Origin of the sequence: Sorangium sp. So ce1504 (genome assembly GCF_051521635.1) — a bacterium.
GTDB classification, from domain to species: Bacteria; Myxococcota_A; Polyangia; order Polyangiales; family Polyangiaceae; genus Sorangium; species Sorangium cellulosum_B.
Window position 1 is genome coordinate 5,207,505 of the sequence record NZ_CP150365.1, and the last position, 22,826, is coordinate 5,230,330.

A 22,826-nucleotide genomic window follows, 5' to 3' on the forward strand; every position below is an offset into this window, starting at 1 on the left:
CCCGGGCGAGCTCCCGGCCCGCCCAGCGCCCGTCCGGGCGCCCTCTCGTGAAGAAGAGCGGCTCTTTTCCATACATCATTCATGGGGAGAATGTCCATGGTCCCTCCGCTGTCACAAAGACACGGCGATTGAAGACATGGCGAAGCCCTCGGCGGGCCGTCAAGCTCGTTGAAGAAGAAGCGAGAGAGGCCGCAAGCCCCGGCCGGTAGCCGGCGGCCTCCCCCGTTCACTGGAGGCTCTGGAGATGGCTCGATGGATGATGGGCAGGCCCCGTCGGAGAGGCCTTACTGGCATCTAGGAGAGGGCCGTCGAACGCTCACCGAGAATTGCCCCGAGCTGGCGCTCGACTCGCTCGTTAACCACGATCCCCACAGAGCCGTGGTGCTAGCAATCGACAGAACAACCGTTCCAAGAATGAGTGGTCAGCGCCCCCGAGACGCCGACCGCGGCGCGGACCTCGTCCTCGCCGAGGTCGTTCATCGAGACGCCGGCCGGGTTCGCCGGCAGCGAAGCGAGGATCTCCGGCGCGAGGCTCGCGCGGTAGACGGGATTCTCCCAGGCACGGACGATCATTTCCTGATTCATGTGGATGCTCCTTGTGCGAGCGCCCTGCCGTGAATGGCGGAGAGCGCGGTTCGATGTTGATACGATGTCCTCTCCTCGCGGGTCGGACGCAGAGTCATCCAGCAACCCACGTGCCACGGAGATCTCGCGCGTCGCGATCCGGCTCGACAGGGCTGCACCGCTCGCCCGGGAGCGTGGGCGTGAACGTCTCGGCGTCTCCTTGGCGCGGATCGGAGCGCGCGCTGGCAATCCTTGCCGTGCCCTCGCCCGCGGAGGCGGGGCAACCGTTGCCAGCGCGGCAAAGCTTGCCTGCGCGCGCCGGGCCGCGGGCGAGATCGATCGCCGGGCGCGACCTCTCGGCGCCGCGCGATCGGCGCGCCGCGCCGCCCTCTCTTCGCAGAGCGGGGCCTCCCTCGGAAGGCGGCACGCCGGTTGCGATGACTCGCTGCCAGCCGGGTTCACCGGCGGCGACAGGGAACACAGGAAACAAGCCATGAAAAAGATTCAGACCGTCCTCCTCTCTACCACCTTCTTCGGTCTCGTCGCGACGGCGCTGCCGGGTTGCCCAGAGGCAGATGCTCATGCAGCGCAGCCGGCGGAGGCTCCGGTGAACGACGCGCAGGCCATCTGCGACAAGGCAGCCGATTGCGGGAAGCTCAAGGAGGGGATCACGACCGCGCAGTGCGAGGCCACCATCGACACATTCTATGACGAGGCGCAGCAGGACGCTCTCTGCGGGCCGCTCGTCCAGGCGATGCAGACCGCCTTTGCTTGCGTGTCGCAGCACGCGACTTGCGAAGAGTTGTTCGGCGAGACGTCCGAAGAGGGCGTTTCCTCGTGGGAAGAGCGGTGCTTCGAGGAGATCACGCGCTTCGAGGAGACCCTCGAGGCGGCGGCGGAGCAGGACCCCGAGGGCGCAGACGCCTGTGTCTTCGGCTATGTGTTCACGCTGGCGGAGGTGATGGATATCTTCGGCGAAAGCTAGCCCGGCGCGCCGTGGACGACGGACGAGGCGTGTCCGTGGGTCGAGTGTCCGGGCGACGAAGGCCTCGTCATCGCGTCCCGCGCCTCCGGGGAGCGGAGCCGGCCCCTCACGAGCTCCGCTTCCCCTCCCGCGCGGAGAGGCCGTATTGCTTGAGCTTGAACGTGAAGGTGCGGACAGGCATCCCCAGGAGCACCGCCGCCCGTTTCTGCACCCCGTCCGCGGCGTCGAGCGCCTGACGCATGCGGGTCCGCTCGATGTCTCGAAGCTCCTCCGCGAGCGGCCGGAAGCGGTGGGGCTCCGCGGCGCGCGGCGCCGAGGTGTCCGCAGCGGGCCGCGGCGGGTCATCGAGCCCGGCGATGCGCTCGGGCAGGCTCCACGGCTCGATCACGGGGCCGTCGGTCGTGGCGGCGGCGTACTCCATGGCGTTCTTGAGCTCGCGCACGTTGCCGGGGAAGGGGTGCGCGAAGAGCGCGGCGAGGGCGGCTTCCGAGAGGTCGAGCGCGGGCCGCCCGGTCCGGGCGCACACCTCGGCGAGGAACATCCGGGCCAGGATCGGAATCTCGCGCCGCCGGTTCCGGAGCGGGGGCAGCTCGACGGCGGCGGCGCTCAGGCGGAAGAGCAGGTCTTGCCGGAACCGGCCGGCGCGGACCTCGGCCTCGAGATCACGGTTGGTGGCGGCGACGATGCGGATGTCGACCTCGCGTTCGTGCACGCCGCCGAGGCGCGTGATCCGCTTCGCCTCGAGCGCGCGGAGCAGCTTGGCCTGCGCGCCGAGCGGCAGCTCGCCGACCTCGTCGAGGAAGACGCTGCCGCCGTGCGCCCGCTCCAGCAGGCCGGCCTTGGGCGCGCGCGCCTCCGAGAACGCGCCTCGCTCGTAGCCGAAGAGCTCGCTCTCCACGAGCGTCTCGGGCAGCGCCGCGCAGTTGAGCGTGATGAGTGGCTTCGGGGCCCGCAGCGACCAGTGGTGCACCGCGGCCGCGGCGTTCTCCTTGCCAGCTCCCGTCTCGCCGAGGACGAGGACGGGCAGATCGCTCGCCGCGAGGCGCCGGATCAGATCGAACAGCCGGATCATGGCCGAATCGGCGAGCACGATGGCGCGCTCGCCGATGACGTACCGGATGGCCGTCTCCGAGGCGGCGCCGATCGCCCCCGGAACGGCGATCGACGCGGCGCTGCGGGCGCCCGAGAGGAGCGTCTCGGTGTCGCCGCCGTCGAACGGGAAGCAGGCCAGTCCGCCGCGCGCCTCGAGGGCCAGCGGCGCGATCACCTCGAGCACGCGGAGCGCCGCGCTGCGCGCCGCCTCTCCGCCGAGCTCGGGGAACCCGATGGCCAGGTGAGAGGCGCCGTCCCAGGCGACGATGTCCACGAGCCGGAGCGAAGAGAGCGCCTTCTGCGCAAGCGCCGCGCGATCTCGGACGGAGCCAATGGATATCACCGCCAGACCGAACGGCCGCCCGGAGTCGGCGGCGCGCTCGATCTCCTCCTCGACGCGCCGGCGCAGCCGGCCCATGTCGATCAGGGTGGTACCGCTGGACCTCGGCTCGCGCCGGAGGATCAGCGTGGCATCGCCGATCGTGACGACATCACCGGAGGCGAGCGTGCGCGATCCCTTGATGCGCTCGCCGTTGACGAGCGTCCCATTATGACTGCCGAGATCGGTGATCCCTATCTCGCCGCCGGAGGCGATGAGCTTGGCGTGCCGCCGGGAGACCGCGGCGGTGTCGATCCTCACGTCGGCCTCGTCGTTGCGCCCGACGATGAGCATGCCTTCGTGGGGGAGCGCGCGCCGGTACGACGAAAAAGGGCCGATGATGAGGACGTAGGAGCAGATTTCCGGGCTATCCGGGGACTCCTGGATATCGAACGTCTGAGTCGTCGACAGCAACCTCGCGGGGCCGCTCATGAGCCTCGAGGCTATACGCCAACCCCTTGCGCGGCAAGCTGCGGGTCAAAGCCTGTTCGGAAAGTCGCGTGGCCAGTCGGTAGATTCCTGGTGCTCTATCGCCTGAGCAGCGTCACCTGTTCGTTTGTCTGTCGCGAACAGCATCTCGATCCGTCATGCCGGCGTGAGCGGATGGGAGGGTACGTGGACCAACCGGGGGTGAAGCGTGTGGGGACGAGCGTCGGATACGCCGAGCTCACCGTCGTCGGTGCTCATGGGACCGTCGTGACGGAAGACACCGAGATCCGCTCCGAGCTCGGCGGGGACTTCATCCGAGGGAATTACGAGAAGGGCGCTCGCCCGCTTCGCGAGGACGTCGAGCCGTTCGCGGCGACATCGAGGGAAGCGCCCGCGTCGCGGACGGGCGCCGACCGGTGGCGCGCGTCGCCTTCTCCGCGCTCATGCCCCTTGCGATCCGGTGAATCCGCACCAGAGCCTCCGGACACCGCTCATGCCTGAAGGCGACACCCTCTTCCGCATCGCCGCCGCCCTCGGCCCCGCGCTCACGGGCGCGCCCGTCGTCGCGCTGGAGCTGCCCCGGAGCGACCAGCCGTGCCGTCGGCTCGTCGGCCGCCGCGTCGAGCGCGTGGAGGCGCGCGGCAAGAACCTCCTGATCTTCTTCGACGAGGGGACCGTGCTCCACACACACCTGCGCATGAGCGGGGCCTGGCACCTCTACCGCGAGGGCGAGCGCTGGAAGCGGTCCGAGGCGACGGCGTCGGCCATCCTCGCGGTCCCGGGCTACGTCGCCGTCTGCTTCCGCGCGCCCGTCGCGCGGCTGCTCCGCGCGAGCGCCCTGCGCGGCGACCGCCTCCTCGGCGGCCTCGGACCGGATCTGCTCGGCGACGCCTTCGACGCCGCCGAGGCGCTCCGCCGCCTGCGCGCCCTCGACGAGGTGCCGCTCGGCGTCGCCGTCATGGACCAGCGCGTCATCGCGGGCATCGGCAACATCTACAAGAGCGAGCTCCTCTTCCGGACGCGGCTCGACCCCTTCGCCCCGGTCCGGGCGTACTCCGACGAGGAGCTCTCCGCGATGCTCGACGTCGGCCGCCGCCTCCTGCAAGCCAACGTCGAGCCGCGGGACGCCGCCAGCGCGTACCGTGGGCCGACCGCACATTACATGACCACACGCACGACGCGCGCCGGCGGAGACCGCAGGAGGCCAGTCAGCGTGTACGGCCGCGAGGGGCGCGCCTGCTACGACTGCGGCGCCGCTGTCCAGATGCGCCGACAGGGAACGATGATGCGGTCGACTTACTTCTGTCCTCGCTGCCAGCCGACCCGCACCGCGCCGCCGCCGGCCGGGCCTGCTCCGTCCGCGCCGTGACCTCGGCCGCCGGCGGGCCGCGCTGCGGCGCGTGCGCGAACACCAGCACCCCCGGCGATCGCGCGGCGCGCGCAACCGTGCTGCCCGGCAGACCTTTCCGGCGCTCCGATCGTACGATCCGCCCCATGCGCCTCACCCTGCTCCTGATCCTCGCGCTCGCGTCTGGGTGCAGCCACCCCCTGGACGAGCCTGTCGCGCCGGCCGCCGACAGCGCAACGCCCCCGCCGGCCCCTGTCTCCTCCTCCTCGGCGAATGCGCCGGGCTCGCCGCCCGAGACGGGCACCGCCGAGGCCGAGATCGACCCCCGCCTCGCCCCGCTCATCGCCGCCGCCTTTCGCGACTACAAGCCCTGGGGGCGCGTCGACGACGAGCTCCGCTGGGCGCCCTGGCTCTGCCGGATGCCGCTGCCCGGCCGCGTCCGCATGAGCGCCGCCGAGGACGGCGGCCACGCCCGCAAGCTCTACTCGGTGTTCGCCAAGCACCGCGATCGCTATCCGCTCGTCGAGGGACAGGCGCCCGTCGCCCAGCCGGTCGGACAGGTCCTGATCAAGGAGAGCTATGTTCCCGAGCTGGTGGAGGACGGCGCGGCGGCCGCCCTCCCGGGCGCCGGCGCCACGCCGCCGGACGCCGCGGACCACTTCGATCCCCTCCTGCGCGACGGCGATCGCGTCTACCGCGCGTCGCGCCTCGCCGGCGCCTACGTGGTGCTCAAGGTCGCGCCGGACACCCCCGGCACCGACGCGGGCTGGGTCTACGGCACGGTCACGCCCGCGGGCCAGGTGACCTCCGCCGGCCGGGTCGCCTCGTGCATGGACTGCCACGTGAGCGCCCGTCACGAGCGCGTCTTCGGGCTCGCGCCGGCGCCGCCCGCGGCGCCCTGACGGGCTCCGGACGCCGCGGCAGCGTCGACGACTCCGGCGAGCGCATCCAGCGACATCGGTTTGACGAAGTGGGCGTCGAACCCTGCCGCCTCGGCGCGGCGGCGGTCCGACGCCTGCCCGTACCCCGTGAGCGCGATGAGCGCGCCCGAGCACAGCTCAGCCTCCCTCAGGCGCCGCGCCACCTCGTAGCCGTCCATCCCAGGGAGCCCGATGTCGAGGAGCACGAGATCGGGCCGATGCTCCGCCGCGGCCTTCAACGCGCTCGGGCCGTCGCCGGCAATCCACACCTCTTGCCCGAGGGCCAGCAAGGCGTCGGCGAGGGTGCTCGCCGCGTCCACGTTGTCCTCGACGATGAGGACGCGGAGCTTCCTCGCCGCCGGAGACGGCCGCTCTGCGTTCTTCGAGGGCGCGAACGTCGCCCCGACGGCCGTGGCGGGCACACGCTCGTCCGCCGCCGCGGGCACGCGCTCTTCCGCCACGACCGGTAGGCGCACGATGAACTCGCTGCCTTGCCCGAGCCCCGGGCTCGTCGCTTCGATGCTCCCGCCGTGGAGGGCGACCAGATCGCGGACGATGGTCAGCCCGATACCGAGGCCGCCGGGCGCCCGATCGAGGCTGCGATCCGCCTGATGGAACAGCTGGAAGACATGGGGCAGCACCTCCCTGGCGATCCCGATCCCATCGTCGCGGACGCGCAGCTCCACCCGGTCGCCGCGCTGCTCGACCGTCACCCCGATGTGGCCCCCGATATCCGTGTACTTGCACGCATTGGTGAGCAGGTTGACGAGGATCTGATCGAGGCGGACGGCGTCCCCGAGGACGTGGACGGCGGCCGCCGGCAGCGCGAGCCGGATCTGGTGCCGCCGCGCCTCGATCTGCTCGCGCGTCGACTCCACGGCGCGCATCACGGCGGCCTTGACGTCGATCCGCTCCTTGCGGAGCTCGATCTTCCCCCGGGTGATGCGCGACACGTCGAGCAGATCGTCCACGAGGCGCATCAAGGTCCTCGCTTGCCGCGCGATCACCTCGACGTGCTGGTCCGGCGGCCCGCCGCGGCTCCGCCGCCGGAGGAGCTCCACGGCCACGCAGATCGGCGCCATGGGGTTGCGCAGCTCGTGCCCGAGCATGGCCAGGAACTCGTCCTTCCGGCGATCCGCGTCGGCCAGCGCGTCCTCGACGCGCTTTCGCTCGGTGATGTCCAGGGACGAGCCGACGAACCCCAGGAACGCTCCGGCGGCACCGAAGCGCGGGGCGCCCTGCGTCACGACCCACCGGCTCTCGCCGTCCCGGCGGAGCATCTGGCACTCCAGCGTGAACGGCTCGCGCGTCTCGATCGATTCGGCGCACGCGCTCGCGACGAGCGGGCGCTCTTCCGCGTGGACCGCGTCGAGCCAGCCGTCCCCCAGCTCCTCGTCGAGGGAGCGCCCCGTGAAGCGCAGCCACGTCGTGTTGACGTACTCGCACCCTCCGGAGGGCCCGCACATCCAGATCATCATGGGGGCGCAGTCGGCGAGGGAGCGGAAGCGCTGCTCGCTCTCGCGCAGGCGCTCGACGTCCTCGGCGACCTGGCGGCGCAGCCTGGCGATCTCGATGCGACCGCCGACCCGCGCGAGCAGCTCGCGGACCGAGAACGGCTTGACGAGGTAATCGTCCGCGCCCGCCTCGGCGCCGTGCACGCGCGACGCTTCGCCAGATCGCGCCGAGATGAACACCACGGGGACGAGCCTCGTCCTCGGCTCGGCGCGCAGCGCCTCGAGGAGGCCGAACCCGTCGAGCCCGGGCATCATGACGTCGGTGAGCACGAGATCGGGTACACGCGAGCGCACAGCGCAGAGCGCCATCGCGCCGTTCTCGACGGCCTCCACGGTCCACCGCGTCGCGAGGACGTCCCGGAGGTAGCTCCGCATGTCGGGGTTGTCCTCGACGAGCAGGACGTGGCCGGCCGGGCCCTCCGCCGGGCGCGTGTCTCCCGCGCTTGCCGGTGACCCCAGCGGCGGCTCTGCCGACGGCGCGGACCCGGAGACCCACTGCGACGCTTCCTCCACGAACGCCTGGAGCGTCACGGCCGTCATGCCGAGCTCCCGCTCGGCGCCGATGTGCTCCGCGGGCACGTGCGCTGATCCGGCGGGGATGCGGACGGTGAACGTGCTGCCTCGACCGACCTCGCTCGTCGCCTGGACGTCGCCCGTGTGGAACCGGACAAGCTCCCGCACGAGCGCGAGGCCGATGCCGGAGCCCTCGTGGCTCCTCCCGCGCGCCCCGTGGACCCGGTGGAAGCGCTCGAAGATCCGGGCGAGCTCGTCGGCGGGGATCCCCGTCCCCGTATCGCGGACCTCGAGGAGCACGTGGTCGCCGCCCCACCGGAGCGAGATCGCGATCTCGCCCTCGAACGTGAACTTGAACGCGTTCGAGACCAGGTTGAGGACGATCTTCTCCCACATCTCGCGATCGACGTAGATCCGCTCCGGGAGCGGCGGGCAGTCCACCACGAGCCGGAGCCCCGCCCGCTCCACGGTCGCGCGGAACGCGTTCGCCACCTCGGCGGTCAGCGCCGAGAGGTCGAGCGCCTCGTAGGCCATCTGCATCCGAGCGGCCTCGATCCGGGCGAAATCGAGCAGGGTGTTCACGAGCTTGAGGAGCCGCCGCGCATTGCGGCGCGCGAGCTCGACGAGCTCGCGTTGCCTGTCCGTGAGGCCGCCGGGCGCGCCGGTCAGGAGCTCGTCGATCGGGCAGAGCATGAGCGTGAGCGGCGTCCGGAACTCGTGGCTCACGTTCGAGAAGAACCTGGTCTTGAGCTCGTCGAGCCGGCTGAGCTGCTCGTTCGCCACGCGGAGCTGCTCGTTCGCGCGCTGGATCTCCTGCGCCCGGAGGAAGACCTCGGCCTCGACCCGCTCCGCCCGCGTCTTCAGCTCCTCCGTGCGCCGTGACTGCTCGATCCCGCGCTGCTTCAGGCGGACGAACTCGGTGACGTCCTCGACGCGGTGGATGATGTACGCGACCTTGCCGTCCGGCCCCATGAGGGGCGAGTTCAAGGGGCTCCAGTACCGTTCCTCGAAGCCGCCTCCCTCCGCTTCGGGGCGCGGGATATCGTATTTCTGCACGGCCATGCTGTCCGGGGCGCCCGTCTGGATCACCCGCTCGAACGAGGCGCGCAGGTTCGTCGTGCCGGTCGCGTGCAGATCGTCCGGATTGTCGGGGAAGGCATCGAAGGCGTTGCGACCCAGGAGCTCCTCGCGCCGCGTGTTCGCGGCCCGGAGAAAGGCATCGCTCGCGGCGATGATGGTGAAGTCCGGACGGAGAACGACGTAGTTTCCCGGGAGCCCCTCGAAAATGGCGCGGAAATCCGCGCTCGCGGGCAGCGCCTGCTCGCTCTCCGATCGCTGATGCGGCTTCGTGCTCGAGATGAGGCTCGTGGACATGGGCAGATCTTCGGGAGAAGACCTGGTGCACGAGATCGCCTATCGCTACCCGGATCTCCGCGCCCCCGCGACGCTCGGCCGCAGCAGTGAGCTCGGCGCCGGCTCGCCGCTGACGGGCGCCGCTTCGGGCTCCTCGGGCGCGGGCTCCATGATGCGCGCGATCCAGGACAGCCCCTCCACGTTCTCCAGCGTGATCTTCGCGACCATCATGATGGGCACCGACAGCAGCGCTCCCGCCGGCCCCCAGAGCCAGCCCCAGAAGAGCATGCCGATCAGGACGGCGAGCGGCGACAGGCCCAGGGTCCGCCCGAGCACGCGCGGCTCGAGCACGTTGCCCACCAGCAGGTTGATCAGCAGGTACCCGATGGCCACGAGGGCCGCGGTGCCGGGGCCCTGGCTGGCCAGCGCGGCGAGCACGGCCGGGATCGTCGCGACCGCCGCGCCGATGTTGGGGATGAAGTGCAGGACGAACAGGCTCGACGCCAGGAGGAGCGCCAGGTCCACGCCCAGGAGGACCAGGAGCACATAGGCGAGGACGGCGACGAGCAGGCTCGTCAGCGTCTTCACCACGAGATACTTCTTCACCTCCCGCACGATGCGATCGACGTGCTGGAGCCCGCGCGCAGGGGTCGAGAGCAGCCGCCGCACCTTCGCGCCCGCGCCGGCGCCCTCGCAGAGCGCGAAGAACACGACGAGGAGCACCACCCCGAGGCTCGACGCCGCGCTGGCGACCGTGACCGCGGCCCCGCCGAGGAGGGGGACCAGGGACGCCGTGTGCAGCGTGCGCGAGAGGAGCTCCGGGTTCACCGGGAAGCCGCGCTCCGTGAGCGTCATGGCGAGCGCCTCGGTCATCGAGGACATCCGGACCAGGTAGACCGGCACCTTCTCCTCCAGCTCCACCCCGGCGATGGTGACCACCGCGCCGACGAAGACCAGGATCGCCAGGTCGACCACGAGCGCGGCCAGCGCCCCGAGGGCCGCGGGCAGCCCGCGGCGGGTCACCCAGGTCGCGATGGGCGACGAGATCGCCGCGAGCGCGACGCCGAACAGCACCGGCACGAGGAACGGCTCCGCGTAGCGCAGCCCCACGATGACGACGACCGCCGCCGCCGCGACCACGACCATCTGAGCTCGACGAGACATCGTGAAGATCCCCATGCCCAACCTCGTTGCTGACGGGCTCTCGCGTCACCTCCGCTCCGGTGGAGCGGTGCGCGGCGCAGCCTCCTCGAGTAAGAGCAAGGGATGCGCCACGCTCCGTCCCGCTCGATCCGCGGCGCGACGGCGTGGATCGCTATCGCGCGGACACCCGGGCATCGCCGGCTTGCCCGCCGTTCAGCGGCACCGCGCCGTGCTGGGCGGCGTCGGTCTTCGGCGTCGTCCCGGTGACGTACGCCTTGACCGCCTCGACGAGGAACCGGAGCCCGGCCGCGCCTTCGTTGTCCCAGTACTCGCCCTCGCGCGGGCTCACGTGGATGAGCGCGAGGGAGGGATCGTCCTTGCCCTGCGGGAAGAACACCTTCGCCTCCTCCGACCACAGCGCCTCGATCTTCGTCCGACTCCGCACGATCGATGCGCGGCCCGACAGCGACAGGAAGCGGCGCCCCTCCTGGAGGGTCACATTCACCTCCGGCTGCGACTCGATCTCATCGACCTTGCCCGAGTCGATGCTCGTCATGAACCAGACGTCCCCGGTGTCGCTGTCGACTTTCATGAGCGCCATCGGACGCGCCCGCAGCGCCCCCTGGCTGGCGTGCGTGACGAGCATGGCAGTCCGGAACTTCTTGAGGATCTCCAGCAGCTTCTCCCGCGATCCAGTTTCCATGGTTTCCTCCATCGAGCTCCGGCCTCAGTGCGAGATCCGGACCATGGCCTGAGCGCAAGGTGGAGGGCGTGGATCATGGCTCTGCTGTGCCGCACCGAGCGTGCGTTCGAGGCATTCCGCCACAGCGGCAGGCGCGGCCCGCCGCGCCCGCGCAGCGCTCGAGCTGGGGGAGCGGGGAGGGGGGAGAGGACCGAGGGCGGGTGAAGCTACGCCGCGCGGGCGAGCACGAGGGCCCCGATCACGAGCACGAGGAGCGCGAGCGCGCCGGCGACCACCAGCGCCACCTTGCCCCACGCGATCGGCGCCGTGCCTGTGACGTGGCTCGCGTCCTGGCCGTGAACGACGGCGCGGTAGCTGCGCCCCTTGTAGCGGTAGGCGAGCACGTACGATGGCAGCGCCAGCCGGCGCGTCTCGAGCGCGTGCAGGAGCACCGCCACGTGCACGTTGCGGAACGTGGACCCCGGGATCACGCCTCGCGTCAGGGCGTCCTCCGCGCTGGCGGCGATCCGCTCGCTGACGATCTTGCGCGCCGCCGAGCGCTGCGCGTCGAACTGCTCCAGCACCGCGTCGGGCGGGCCGAGCTGCTGCTCTGTCCGGTGCGCGGCGGGCACCGCCAGGTCGAGCCGGAAGTACGGCGCGAGCTCCCGGGCCTCGTCGAGCGAGAGCCCGCGGGAGGCGGACAGGAGCAGGTTGCGGAACGGCAGCTGCGTCTGTCCGGCGTGCGGGGCCCAGCTGCTCAGCCGGGCGCCAGCGTTCGAGTCCGCCGTCCAGCTCACCACGGCGTCCGCGCTGACGAGCCAGCCCGCCCACCAGATCGGGCGCAGCCCCTCGACGGTCGCCGCGCACGCGAGATCCGACGGCCGGAAGAAGCCGAGCGTCGACATCCACTGGCGCAGCGCCTGATCGGCCTGATCGGGGGGCACCCCGAACGGGAGCAACCAGTCGGCCTGATCGATCGGGTCGACCGGCTGCTCGATCCGCGTGACGGCGCCGCAGAAGCGGCACTTCGGCGCCTGCGCCTCGGCCGAGTACGAGACCGCGGCGCCGCACTCGGTGCACCGCAGCACCTGCACCGCCTGCGGGGCCGTGGCGCGGCCCTGCGGCGCGGCGAGGCCGCAGACGGCGCAGCGCAGGTCCCCCGGCTCCAGCGGCCCCTGGCAGCGCGAGCAGCACGGCCCCGTGGCGCTCGTGGTGGCCGAGGCGACGTCCATGCTCGCGCTCATCGCGTCCCTCCGGTCGGTGTGGGGCTGCTCCCGGGGCGGACGCGCTCGGTCGGCGCGGGGGCGGCGGCGGGGGCGGGCGGCCCCGCGGCGCCGCGCCGTTCGGCCGGATCGCGGCCCTGGTCGCGCGCCGCGGCGAGGAGGAACGGCGCCGCGATCAGCGCGATCACGAGCACGACGGCGAGGGCGATCTTGATCCAGGAGAGGGGGGCCTTGCCGTGGATCGCGCCGGTCTGGCCGTTGATGAGGACCCGGAAGGGCGGCTTCTGCGGGTCGTGCCGGATGGCGAGCACCCAGAGGGGCACATAGAGCAGCTCGAGCGTCTCGCGGTCGAGGTGCGTCTCGTGCGTCAGGCCGTGGTGGCTGTCCCCGGGCATGAAGCCCGAGAGGTCGCGGCCGATCTTCTCCAGCGCCTCCCGCCGCGCGAGGCCGTAGCACTCGGCCTGGGTCATCGTCGGCTCCTCGGCGATCCAGCCGCTGAGCACCGCGGGCGTGTAGCGCCGCATCGTGCGGAGGTCGAACGGCTCGATCACCTCGAGCTCGGCGTTCGGGACGGCGCGAGACGCCACGACGAGCACGTCCATGACGTAGGTCGCGTGCTGGCCTTCGAGGTGCCGGTGCTCGGTCCTGGTGACGACGCGCGTCCGGGTGACGCTGTTCCCCTTGTCGTCGGTCGTCGTGTACGTCTCGGTTTCCTGGTAGTCCTCGCCGATCTGCGCCGCGTAGCGCGTCTGGGCCATCGCCGAGTACAGGTAGGCGGGCGTGTAGACGCCGCGGATCGCGTCGATCGTCGCCGTCTTGACGCTGGACTGCACGAAGAAGCTCCGCTTTCCCAGCCACGCCTTGACCGCGCCCTGCGCGCTCTCCCGGGTCGTGGTGAACCCCACGACGAAGTGCGGCGACGGCCGATCATGGGAGGGCGGCCGCTCCACCACCGAGGGCGACGCGCAGTAGGGGCACACCGCGGTACGCTGGTCCGCTTCCACGCGCAGCGAGGCGCCGCAGGTCTCACATTCGAGTTGCACCGGCGCCCGAGAGAACCGCACCGGGGGGCGCGGCGTCAACAGGGAAGGGCGTGGTCGTTCACGGCTTACCGTTGACGACCACGACCACGTTCGGATGTCGGAGAACGCGGAGCGAGTCTTGGCTAACAGGGAACGGGCGGCGGGCGGCTCCCGAGGTCGGCGGGAGATGCCGAGTCGCCGGTGTCCTGCTGCGGTGTCTGCCGCATCAGCGGAGACAGCGAGCTCCGCGCCCAGCGCCTGACCGCGGCGTCCGGCCAGGGCTGCCACCGGGGGCTGGCCTGCGGCGCGCGAGCCGCCGCGGCGGATGCGCGCGGGGCGCGCGCCCCGGTGCGCAGGCGCGGCGCGGGCCGCGGCTCGTCGAGGAACCGGAGGAGATCGGGGGCGAGATCGCTCACCGCTTCCCGGTGCGGGTAGTGCCCCGCCCTGGCGAAGCGCCGCACGGCCGCGCCTTCGATGTAGCGGTCGATGTCCGCCGCGTGGCGCGCCGGGATCACCTGGTCGCGCTCGCCCCAGTAGACGGCGAGCGGCGGTATCTCCGGGAGCCGATGAACGATGTCCATGAGGTGATGGCGCTGGCCGCGCAGATCGATCGCGTGGCGGAGCGTGCGCGACAGGGCGCGCGCCGTGCCGGGCCGCGCGTTCATCCGGGCGAGGTGCCTGCGCTCTTCCGCGTTGAAATCGCCGCCGAGCACCAGCACCCCCGCGTGCGTGCCGACGCCCATGAGCACCGGCGCGGCCAGCTCGATCAGCCCGGTCACGGCGGCGAGGCGCAGCGGCAGCGCGACCTCCGTCCCGATGCCGCCCGCGGCGACCAGCCCGACGCGGTGGATGCGCCCTGGCCGCTCGGTGGCCACGCACATTGCAATGCTGCCGCCGAACGAGTGCCCCACCAGATCGAAATCGCCGAGCCGGAGGGCACGGATCCATTCAGCGACCACGCCCGCATACCACGCGACCGTATAGGGCGCGTCGGGCCGGGCCGAGTCGCCATGGCCGGGCAGGTCGAGCGCGACGACCCGGCGCCCTGCCGCCGCGAGCGCGGGGGCGAGGCGGTTCCAGGTCCGACAGCTGTCGGACAGGCCGTGTACCAGGACCACGGGGCGCTGGTCCGCGCCGCCGTTCCGGGAGGGGGTCCATTCTTGCCAGTGGACCTCACCAGCAGAGAGGACGCGAACATGGCTGCGACACGTGACCGACATGTTCTTCATCAAGAGTTCGCACGAAGTGCCGCGTCTGTCCAGATTGCACGGCTGAGATGGGGAGCTCGGGGGGACGCCGCGAAGCGCGCTTCGCGCCCAGTGTGGGTTTTGCAGCGCCGGCATACGCCATGCTGGGCGCATTCGAGTGGTCCCCGGAGGGCGGCCGCCCTGCGTCCTCCCTGGCTCGGCGTGTCCTTGCCGCAGTCGGCCGCTTTGTCATCCCACCTCGGTGCTGCGTTCGATGCCCTGGCCGGGCCGCCCTGCTGACGCACGGACAGAATTAAACTTCATGGTTACTTGTTGACATCGCGCTCTACTTGAGACGAGTCTCGCCGCATCGGAAGACGTACGCTGGCGCGCTTGCTCTGTTGTGAGAGCGAACGCTGTTTCCACGCGCGCCGCGGAGGGCGGATCTGGAGGCTGAGGGAATACAGGTATGCCCTGCGCCAGATCCGACGCGCTGGGTGACTCCGTCGATATGGGCATCATTCCCCAGGAGTGGCCAAATCGACATGATGCGATTTGCCAGCCTGCGCCCCCAGGCTGTGCGCATCGTGGCGAGAGGCGCGATTGCAATTCGTGGCTGCATTGTGTTCGCGCTCATTGCCGGTGTCGCTGGCGCCTTCATTGGACGTGCCGTTCCGCGCGACGCGCCGAGCGCACAGGCGGCCGCCCAGGTGCGGCTGCTCATCAACGCCGCCGTCGAACGGTCAGCAAGGCCAGCCCGCCGCGCTCCTCGGGGGCCAACCTCGCGCTCGACCGCCGAGGCAGCGCCCCTCGTCCCAGAGGACGGGGCAAGAAGAAGAGGAGTTCCATGCAGCGCTCGACCGTCTCCCGTGCCCGAATCGGGACGAGGCGCCGCCACCGGGCGATAACGAGAGACGTGGGGCGGCCGCTGTGCCAGCCTGAACCCCGTGGTGTCAGGCCGCGCAAGGTCGAGCCGCGAGCGGGCGTGGAGCGCGAACAGGCGCTCCCCGAGCCCTCCCGCAGCGGCATCGCGATGGACCGAGCGGCCCTCACCCTCGCGAACCGCACGAGATGACCGAGATGCGAGACCTCGAGAGAAATGCACAGGATGCGCGGGCGATGCTGCGCGAGGCGGCTGACGCGGCGACCTCCGCGCGCCGCGCTGTCCGTCACGTCCTCGAGGAGCTCGAATCCATCATCGCGCTCCGCGCCTCCGCCGGAAGCGCGCAGGACATCCATCGCGTGCGGAAGCTGGTCGACGACCTCCGCGCCGCGCGGAGGTCGGCGGGCATCTCGTTGTGTGCGGCGCAGCGCACCGCGGACGGCGCGCTCCACGCGCTCGGCGGGGAGTCGCCCGGCGATCGAGCGCGGACTCGAGCCCGCGACCGCGCCGAGCTGAAGGGTCGGCACAACTCGCACCATCGACGGATCGGGCGAGCGTCCCGAGCGCGGACGCCGCGACCGTCCGACCTGAAGCGCGAGCGCCATGGCGACGCTGCCCGCGCGCGACGCCCTGATCGAGCGCGCGATGCGGCCCCGGCATGAGCGTACCCCTCCCCGGCGCCCGGCGACCGTCGAGGCGACGTAGCGCCCATGCGTGACGCGAACGAGCACAGCGCCTGCGTGGACGCCTGGATGGAGCGGGCAGCTCGGGGCGCGCCGCCCGACCGCCTCATCCAGCTCTTCGAACGAGCGTTCAACGCCCTGTGGTGGCGCGCCCACGTCACCCTCGGGGAGGTCACGCTCGGCGCCATCGTGGATCGCGTTCTCTACTATGCCTCCGAGCGATCCCCGGTCCTCTCGTCGCTCAGGATGGAGTCGGCCGGGATCTGTTGCGTGGAGCTCCAGGAGCGCGCCGGGGGCGTGCGTCGCGACCAGATCGAGGAGGGGCTCCGGTTCATCCTGGTGGAGTTCCTCACGGTCCTCGGAAACCTGACGGCGGAGATCCTCACGCCGGCGCTCCACGCGGAGCTCTCGAAGGTCGCGCAGGAGGAGGCGGGCGGGATCGAGAGAGCGTCGGAGAGCGCGCCCGGGATCTCCGAGGGCGAGGACGGCGAGGAAGTGGAGCCATGACGAAGAAGACGGCCATCGCGCGCATCGAGACGGGGGTGCGAAACCTGGATGCGCTGTTCGGGGGGGGGCTGCCGAAGGGCTCGATCGTCGTCGTCGCCGGCCCGCCGGGCGCGGGCAAGACGATCCTCACCCAGCAGATCTGCTTCCACAACGCCTCGGCCAGGACCCGGGTCCTCTACTTCAGCACGCTCTCGGAGCCGACCGCGAAGACGCTGCGCTACCTGAATCAGTTCGACTTCTTCGACGCCGGGAAGATCGACGGGGGAATCCAGTTCGTCGACCTCGGCGCCATCCTCCGGACGAAGGGCCTCGACGGCGCCTCCAGGCTCGTCATGGATCACGTCAAGAAGGTCAAGCCGTCCGTGGTCGTCATCGACAGCTTCAAGGTCTTCGACGACCTCGCCAAGTCCAAGGAAGAGCTCCGGAAGTTCGGCTACGAGCTCGCGATCAACCTCATGGCGTGGGAGACCACCACCTTCTTCCTCGGAGAGTTCGGGCAGAGCGACATCGAGACCAACCCGCTGTTCTCGATCGTCGACGGGCTGATCATGATCAACCAGCGCCAGGAGTCCGGCGAGCAGCGGCGGGTCATCCAGATCGTCAAGATGCGCGGCACCGACCACAGCCGCGAGGAGCACTCGTTCGCCATCACGCGGGCCGGCATCGACGTGTTCGCGCCCCGCCTCACGATCCACCGGGCGGCCGTCGAGGGCAAGGAGCCGCGTCTCAGGACGGGCATCTCGAGGCTCGACGAGCTCCTCGGAGACGGGATCCCGCGTGGCTCCAGCCTCCTCATCGCCGGCGTGGCGGGGACCGGCAAGACGGTGCTCTCGCTCGAGTTCATCTACCGCGGCGCGAAGGCCGGCGAGAAGGGGATATTCTTCTCCTTCGAGGAGAGCGATGCGCGGCTGCGCGCCACCGCCCGTGGCCTCGGCTGGGACCTCGACGCCGAGATCGAGCGCGGGATGGTCGAGATCGTCTTCATCCCGCAGCCCGACATCCTGGTGGAGGGGCACCTGCTCATGCTCAGCGAGCGGATCCTCGGCATGAAGGCGCGGCGCGTGGTCGTCGATTCGGTCTCGGTCTTCCTGCACAAGGTCAAGGACCCGCAGGTAGACCGAGAGAAGATCTTCCAGCTCGCCAGCGTCATCCACAACGCGCAGGCGGTCGGCCTCCTCGCCACCGACATCCCCTACGGCACCAACCAGATCAGCCGCTTCGGCGTCGAGGAGACCGTGGTCGACGGGGTCATCCTCCTCTCCTCGACGGAGGAAGGGCTCGAGCGCCAGCGCTACATCGAGATCTACAAGCTCAGGAACACCGCCCACCTCAGGGGCCGGCACAGCATCCACATCGGCCCGGGCGGGCTCATCGTCTATCCCCGTTACAACGCGGAGGCGGCGTTCGGCGAGCCGCCGCCCCCGCTCGACACGGCGCGGCGCCTGCCCTCCGGCGTGCCCGGGCTCGACGGGCTGCTCGGCGGAGGGCTGCTCGAGCGCAGCGTCACGCTCCTCTCCGGGAGCGCGGGCATCGGGAAGAGCACCCTGTCGCTGCAGTTCCTCCTCGAAGGCTGCCGCCGCGAAGAGCCGGGGCTCTACCTCGCCCTCGAGGAGGGGCCCGCGCAGATCATCAGGACCGCGGAGGCGCTGGGGCTGCCGCTCCACGAGGCGACCGAGAAGGGGCTCGCCGAGGTCATCTATCTCTCGCGGGAGCGCGTCCGCCCGAGCCAGCTCCTCTCGCTGCTGACCGACAAGATCCGCACGCAGAAGACGCGTCGATTCGTCCTCGACAGCGTGAGCCACCTCGCGGCCGAGGGCATCGCGGAGGACGAGCTGCGGCAGCTCCTCTACGCGCTGATCACGCGGTTCAAGGCGCTCGACGTGACAACCGTGCTCACGCTCGAATCGAGCGTGATGTACTCCAGCGAGACCGTCACCGACCGCAGGTTCTCTCCGGTGGCCGACAACCTCGTCGTGCTCCGGTACACGCTCCTGCCGGGCGAGATCAGGCCGACCCTCATGGTCGTGAAGACGCGCGGCAGCGAGCACGATTTCGGCACCTACCACTTCACCGTCGGGAAGGGCGGCGCCCGTATCGGGCAGCGCGCTGGCCTGGGTGCCCCTCTGGCGGCGAACAACATCGAGCGCCGGAGGCGAGCGAAGAAATAGGGGGCGGGGATGAGCGCTGGCCGCCGGACGAAGGAGCCGCCGAGAGCACGCCGGGAAGAGGCGAGGAGCGACGACGCGCGCGGGGAGCAGGAGCCGGCGCGGCGCGGCGGCGAGGATCCGGCCGCCGGAGGCCTCGAGCGCGCGTACCCTCGCGTCCTGTACCTCTACGAGATCAGCAAGCAGCTCACGCGCTTCGAGGGCGCCGAGCGGACCGTCCCGTCGGTCCTCGCGACCCTCGCGCGGGCGCTCCCCCTCCGCACCGCGCTCGTCCTCCTGGAGGTCCCGGGTCGCCCCGGGGTCAAGACCATCGTCTGGAGCGCTGAAGGTGTCGGCGCCGATCGACTCCAGGCAGCCAGGTCCCATGCCGCGACCTCGTACGCTTACCTCACCGGCTCGGAGGCCGATCTGGACGGCGGGCCGACCGCGACGAACGCGCCCTCCGGACAGCCTGCCGGGGCCCCGCGGGCCGAGGCAGAGGAGCGCGGGTGCTTCCTCGTCCTCCCTCTCGTCATCGACCGCCGGCCGATCTTCGGCGCTCTCCAGATCGAGGGCGCCGCCCGTCTGGAGGAGCCGGATCTCGTGTTCGTGAACGCGGCGGTCAACCAGCTCGCGATCGCGCTCGATCGCCAGGCGATCATCGACGCCAAGCAGGCGGTCGCGGAGGAGGCGCGAGCAGCGGCCCAGCGGAGGCAGGCCGAAGCCGACGAGCAGCGGGCCCTCGCCGAGGCGCTGCGGCAGCGCTACGAGGCGCTGGTGGACAACCTCGATCGAGCGTTCGTCTGGGAGGCCGACGCGCGCACGCTCCAGGTCCTCTACGTGAGCGCGCAGGCCGAGGAGCTCCTCGGCTATCCGCGCGCGCGGTGGCTCGCGGAGCCCGACTTCTGGAGCCGCTGCGCCGAGCCGGACGATCGCGGCGAGCTCGAGCAGGCGCTCTGGAGGACGCTGGCCGCCGAGAGGGACCAGCGCTGCGACCATCGCTGTCGGACGGCGGACGGTCGCGTGCTCTGGCTCCACAGCGGCGTGCACCTGGTGAACGACAGCGCCGGCGCGCCTCGGCTTCAAGGCGTCTCGACGGACGTCACCCCCGCGAAGGAGGTGGAGGCGAGGGTCCGTGAGCAGCTCGAGTTCACGCGGGCGGTGACCGGCAGCATCGGCGAGGGCGTGATCGCGATGGATCGCGAAGGGCGGATCACCTTCTTCAACCCCGCGGCCGAGCGCTTGCTCGGCTGGACGACGGAGGAGGTCGTGGGGCGGCGCGTCCAGGAGGTCGTCCAGATTCGACGCGCGGCTGGGACGTCCGTACCTGACGAGGATCACCCCGCGCTGCGGGCGATCCACACGGGCGAGCCGGTCCGGAGCGACGAGGACGTGGTTTCACGCCGGGACCGAGCGGCCTTGCACGTCAGCTGCACGTTCGCCCCTCTGCAGCGAGCAGGGCAGGTCTCGGGGGCGGTGCTCGTCTTCCGGGATATCATGGAGGTGAAGCGAGCCGAGCAGGTGCAGCGATTGTTCGCGGAGGTCAGCGCGGTCCTCGCCTCCTCGCTCGATTACGCGGAGACGGTCTCCACGGTGGCGCGCCTGTCGGTGCACGCCCTGGCCGATCTCTACTTCGTCGACCTGGTCGACGAGAACGGCCGTGTCGAGCGCCTCGCGCCGACGTCCGCCGATCCCGCGAAGCAACGGCTGACCGAGCGGATGGAGGATTTCGGCCAACGACCGGGCAGGGAGACCCCGCAGGCGAAGGTGATGCGGACCGGCGAGCCGCTCCTCATCCCTGAAATCACCGAGTCTGCCGTGGGGGCCGCCGCCCACGATCCGGGCCATCGAGGGTCCCTCCGCGCAGGCGGCGCGGGAGCGGTGATGGTGGTGCCGCTCGTGGCCCGCGGGCGGACGATCGGCACGCTCACGTTCGTGACGACGGAGCCGAGCCGCCGCTACTCCGCCGCCGATCTGGTGGTGGCCGAGGAGGTGGCGCGCCGGGCCGCCACGGCCGTGGAGAATGCGCGCCTGTACCAGCACGCGCAGCGCGCCATTCGCACGCGGGACGATTTCCTCGCCATCGTCTCTCACGATCTCAAGAATCCGTTGAGCGCCATCTTGACGGCCGCGGCTCTCCTCATGCGGACATTGCCGGCCGACGAGCAGGGAGCGCCCGACAGGAGGAAGGCCGAGGTCATTCTCCTCGCTGCGCAGCGGATGCTCCGGATCATCGGTGATCTGCTCGACGTCGCCGCCATCGAGGCGGGTCGGCTGTCGGTGGAGAAGCGGAAGCACGCGGCGGGCGCGCTCGTCCACGACGCGATCGAGATGGAGCGGGCGCTGGCGACGCAGAAGCACCTGGTGCTCGAGGGCGAGATCCGCGGCGGGGGCGACTTCGAGGTGCTCTGCGATCGCGAGAGGGTCCTCCAGGTCTTCGCGAACCTGATCGGCAACGCGATCAAGTTCACCGCGGAGGGAGGGGCCATCACAATCCGAGCGGAGCCACGTGGCGACGAGGCGCTCTTCACCGTGGCGGACACGGGGGCGGGGATCCACGCCGACGAGCTCCCTCACATCTTCGATCGTTTCTGGCAGGTGGCGGAGACCGCGCGTCTGGGGACCGGGCTGGGGCTCACCATCGCGAAGGGCTTCGTGGAGGCCCTCGGCGGGAGGATCTGGGCGGAGAGTCAGCTCGGCGCTGGCGCCACGTTGTTCTTCACGCTCCCCCTCGCCCGGCCGGAGGGAGCCGCCGCCGGAGGGAGCCGCTAGAGCGGCGGTCACCCGCTTCGGATACGGGCCCATCTCGACGTTTTCGGTGCTCAGCGCACTGGAGTGCGCTTCCGCGCCGAAAACGCCGATCTGGACCCGTCTCCTGTGCGGGTGACCGCCGCTCTGCGACGCTCGTACCAGGCTCAGCTGAAAACCGCTCTAGAGAACGTCGTCCCGCGACCCGGGCCGCGCGAGGTGGCAGCTCGGCCCGCTCTCCCCGGCTCTCGCGCCCCCGCGCCGCTCGGCCGCGACCGCCCCAAGAGCCACCCCCAGAAGAGCATCCCGAGGGGGCGCGGCGTCGGCGGGGGCGCGGCGCGGCGTCACCTGCCATCCAGCCTCGATGGCGCGCCCGATGCCCTGGCCGGCCGCCCCCATTGGCGCACGGACAGCATTTGTACTCCTGGTCACCCATTGACGCCGCGCTCTGGCGAGATGAGTCTCGCCGCATCGGGAAGACATACCGCGGCGGGCGTGCTCTTTTGATCAAGATCACGCGGTTTGTCGGCCCGTGCCCCCAGGCTGCGCGTGGTAGCGAGAGGTGCAATGACAACTCGCAGCTGCCTCGTGTTCGCGCTCATTGCCGGTGTCGCTGGCGCCTTCATTGGACGGGTCTCTATGCGCGACGCGCCACGCGCACAAGCAATGGCCGGATGACGGCGATGGGTACATCGTCGCGCGCAAGTTGCCCAGCGGACGGCTCGGATACTATGCAGGGCCAGACGCCGGACCACGCACGGATCCCGACGCATTCCGGCCCTGGGATCCTCCGATCCCTCCGCGACGCGTCTGGAAGCGTGAACCGGATGGGACGATCACAATCGACGGAAAGCCTGCGAGCCCTGGCGTGCAGTTCATGTTCGGCGGAAAGATCGAACAATAGTCGAAGCCGCCGCAGTGAGAATTCGCCATGACAAGTTCTCGCGCCTTCGGGTTCGTCATCATTGCCGGGGCTGGCATCCTTGGCGTCTTCCTCGGACGCGCCGTACCCCACGATGCGCCAGGTGCCGCAGCGGATGCTAGCGGGTCACCCACGTCTCCGGGCACGACGCCTGCCGACGATGAGTGCGAGGCCGAACGAAGCGCCCTGGCCTCGACCAGGCAGCCGCCGCCGGCCCCTCCCTTGTCCGCCACCGTGCACACGGCGAGCCCGCCGCGCCGGCCGCCGCCTCCGCCTCCGCCCTGGCCCGGCGTGCCCCTGCCGCCGTCCGTCCCCCTGTCGCCCTCCCATCCCGTCTCGGTGAGGCGCCCGATGCCTCGGCCGGCCGCCCCAACTGGCGCACGGACAGAATTTGTACGCCTGGTTACCCATTGACGCCACGCTCGACTGAGAAGAGTCTCGAGTGGTGCGGCTCGTCAGCGAACCTGCGGCGAGCCGCGGGGCGTGAGCTTAATCTACTGCGGGAAGTCGAGCTGGGAGGCAAACCGCCATGACGCCAAGGGTGCCAAGAAATCAGGGAAATAGGAGACGAAAATGCCGGGACGG

The 22,826-nt window shown here is 70.9% G+C and carries 14 protein-coding genes; 6 read left to right on the forward strand and 8 right to left on the reverse strand.

What is annotated here, in order from left to right; translation table 11 throughout:
• Nucleotides 1-384: 384 nt before the first annotated feature.
• Nucleotides 385-585 carry a mersacidin/lichenicidin family type 2 lantibiotic gene (locus WMF39_RS19540; protein WP_437746999.1) on the reverse strand — a complete coding sequence of 67 codons (201 nt, stop codon included), beginning with the start codon at nt 583-585 and terminating at the stop codon, nt 385-387.
• A gap of 472 nt (nt 586-1,057) precedes the next feature.
• On the opposite strand from WMF39_RS19540, the gene WMF39_RS19545 reads away from it, so the two are divergent.
• Nucleotides 1,058-1,549 (forward strand): hypothetical protein, encoded by a 492-nt coding sequence (locus WMF39_RS19545; RefSeq protein ID WP_437747000.1) that lies wholly within the window; start codon nt 1,058-1,060, stop codon nt 1,547-1,549.
• A 106-nt stretch (nt 1,550-1,655) separates the two neighbouring features.
• On the opposite strand, the gene WMF39_RS19550 is transcribed toward WMF39_RS19545, so the two are convergent.
• Nucleotides 1,656-3,452 (reverse strand): sigma 54-interacting transcriptional regulator, encoded by a 1,797-nt coding sequence (locus WMF39_RS19550; protein WP_437747001.1) that lies wholly within the window; start codon nt 3,450-3,452, stop codon nt 1,656-1,658.
• A 490-nt stretch (nt 3,453-3,942) separates the two neighbouring features.
• On the opposite strand from WMF39_RS19550, the gene WMF39_RS19555 reads away from it, so the two are divergent.
• Both WMF39_RS19555 and WMF39_RS19560 read left to right on the forward strand, forming a co-directional pair.
• The gene (locus tag WMF39_RS19555) at nt 3,943-4,818 is read left to right on the forward strand and encodes a DNA-formamidopyrimidine glycosylase family protein (protein WP_437747002.1); all 876 of its coding nucleotides are present in this window, start codon (nt 3,943-3,945) and stop codon (nt 4,816-4,818) included.
• Nucleotides 4,819-4,943: 125 nt separating this feature from the next.
• Entirely contained in the window at nt 4,944-5,699 is a 756-nt protein-coding gene (locus WMF39_RS19560; RefSeq protein ID WP_437747003.1) for a hypothetical protein, read from the forward strand.
• Here the strand turns inward: WMF39_RS19560 and WMF39_RS19565 are convergent.
• The 6 genes from WMF39_RS19565 to WMF39_RS19590 all read right to left on the reverse strand — a co-directional run bounded on the left by WMF39_RS19565 (nt 5,651) and on the right by WMF39_RS19590 (nt 14,387).
• Nucleotides 5,651-9,118: an ATP-binding protein gene (locus tag WMF39_RS19565; RefSeq protein ID WP_437747004.1), complete on the reverse strand. Its 3,468-nt coding sequence runs from the start codon at nt 9,116-9,118 to the stop codon at nt 5,651-5,653. The two genes, WMF39_RS19560 and WMF39_RS19565, sit on opposite strands and share 49 nt — an antisense overlap.
• Before the next feature lie 45 nt (nt 9,119-9,163).
• Nucleotides 9,164-10,261: an AI-2E family transporter gene (locus WMF39_RS19570; RefSeq protein WP_437747005.1), complete on the reverse strand. Its 1,098-nt coding sequence runs from the start codon at nt 10,259-10,261 to the stop codon at nt 9,164-9,166.
• A gap of 151 nt (nt 10,262-10,412) precedes the next feature.
• On the reverse strand, nt 10,413-10,943 hold the full coding sequence (locus WMF39_RS19575) for a pyridoxamine 5'-phosphate oxidase family protein (protein WP_437747006.1): 531 nt from the start codon (nt 10,941-10,943) through the stop codon (nt 10,413-10,415).
• A 206-nt stretch (nt 10,944-11,149) separates the two neighbouring features.
• Nucleotides 11,150-12,166: a zinc ribbon domain-containing protein gene (locus tag WMF39_RS19580; RefSeq protein WP_437747007.1), complete on the reverse strand. Its 1,017-nt coding sequence runs from the start codon at nt 12,164-12,166 to the stop codon at nt 11,150-11,152.
• Nucleotides 12,163-13,227, reverse strand: coding sequence for a hypothetical protein (locus WMF39_RS19585; RefSeq protein WP_437747008.1), 1,065 nt, complete (start codon nt 13,225-13,227; stop codon nt 12,163-12,165). Before WMF39_RS19585 ends, WMF39_RS19580 begins: the two co-directional genes overlap by 4 nt.
• A gap of 83 nt (nt 13,228-13,310) precedes the next feature.
• Nucleotides 13,311-14,387 carry an alpha/beta fold hydrolase gene (locus tag WMF39_RS19590; protein ID WP_437747009.1) on the reverse strand — a complete coding sequence of 359 codons (1,077 nt, stop codon included), beginning with the start codon at nt 14,385-14,387 and terminating at the stop codon, nt 13,311-13,313.
• A gap of 1,560 nt (nt 14,388-15,947) precedes the next feature.
• Here WMF39_RS19590 and WMF39_RS19595 point away from each other — a divergent pair.
• Genes WMF39_RS19595 through WMF39_RS19605 form a run of 3 tightly spaced genes read left to right on the forward strand, consistent with a single transcriptional unit; the run spans nt 15,948 to nt 21,343 of the window.
• Nucleotides 15,948-16,427, forward strand: coding sequence for a hypothetical protein (locus tag WMF39_RS19595; protein ID WP_437747010.1), 480 nt, complete (start codon nt 15,948-15,950; stop codon nt 16,425-16,427).
• Nucleotides 16,424-18,595, forward strand: a complete 2,172-nt coding sequence (locus WMF39_RS19600; RefSeq protein WP_437747011.1) for an ATPase domain-containing protein — start codon at nt 16,424-16,426, stop codon at nt 18,593-18,595. Before WMF39_RS19595 ends, WMF39_RS19600 begins: the two co-directional genes overlap by 4 nt.
• Before the next feature lie 9 nt (nt 18,596-18,604).
• Nucleotides 18,605-21,343, forward strand: coding sequence for a sensor histidine kinase (locus WMF39_RS19605; RefSeq protein ID WP_437747012.1), 2,739 nt, complete (start codon nt 18,605-18,607; stop codon nt 21,341-21,343).
• Nucleotides 21,344-22,826 lie beyond the last annotated feature (1,483 nt).

Coding starts and splice junctions, on each gene's coding strand:
- WMF39_RS19575 (WP_437747006.1), bottom strand. CDS start 10,943: ATGGAAACTGGATCGCGGGAGAAGCTGCTGGAGATCCTCAAGAAGTTC.
- WMF39_RS19560 (WP_437747003.1), top strand. CDS start 4,944: ATGCGCCTCACCCTGCTCCTGATCCTCGCGCTCGCGTCTGGGTGCAGC.
- WMF39_RS19545 (WP_437747000.1), top strand. CDS start 1,058: ATGAAAAAGATTCAGACCGTCCTCCTCTCTACCACCTTCTTCGGTCTC.
- WMF39_RS19595 (WP_437747010.1), top strand. CDS start 15,948: ATGCGTGACGCGAACGAGCACAGCGCCTGCGTGGACGCCTGGATGGAG.
- WMF39_RS19565 (WP_437747004.1), bottom strand. CDS start 9,118: ATGTCCACGAGCCTCATCTCGAGCACGAAGCCGCATCAGCGATCGGAG.
- WMF39_RS19580 (WP_437747007.1), bottom strand. CDS start 12,166: ATGAGCGCGAGCATGGACGTCGCCTCGGCCACCACGAGCGCCACGGGG.
- WMF39_RS19555 (WP_437747002.1), top strand. CDS start 3,943: ATGCCTGAAGGCGACACCCTCTTCCGCATCGCCGCCGCCCTCGGCCCC.
- WMF39_RS19570 (WP_437747005.1), bottom strand. CDS start 10,261: ATGTCTCGTCGAGCTCAGATGGTCGTGGTCGCGGCGGCGGCGGTCGTC.
- WMF39_RS19540 (WP_437746999.1), bottom strand. CDS start 585: ATGAATCAGGAAATGATCGTCCGTGCCTGGGAGAATCCCGTCTACCGC.
- WMF39_RS19600 (WP_437747011.1), top strand. CDS start 16,424: ATGACGAAGAAGACGGCCATCGCGCGCATCGAGACGGGGGTGCGAAAC.
- WMF39_RS19550 (WP_437747001.1), bottom strand. CDS start 3,452: ATGAGCGGCCCCGCGAGGTTGCTGTCGACGACTCAGACGTTCGATATC.
- WMF39_RS19605 (WP_437747012.1), top strand. CDS start 18,605: ATGAGCGCTGGCCGCCGGACGAAGGAGCCGCCGAGAGCACGCCGGGAA.
- WMF39_RS19590 (WP_437747009.1), bottom strand. CDS start 14,387: ATGTCGGTCACGTGTCGCAGCCATGTTCGCGTCCTCTCTGCTGGTGAG.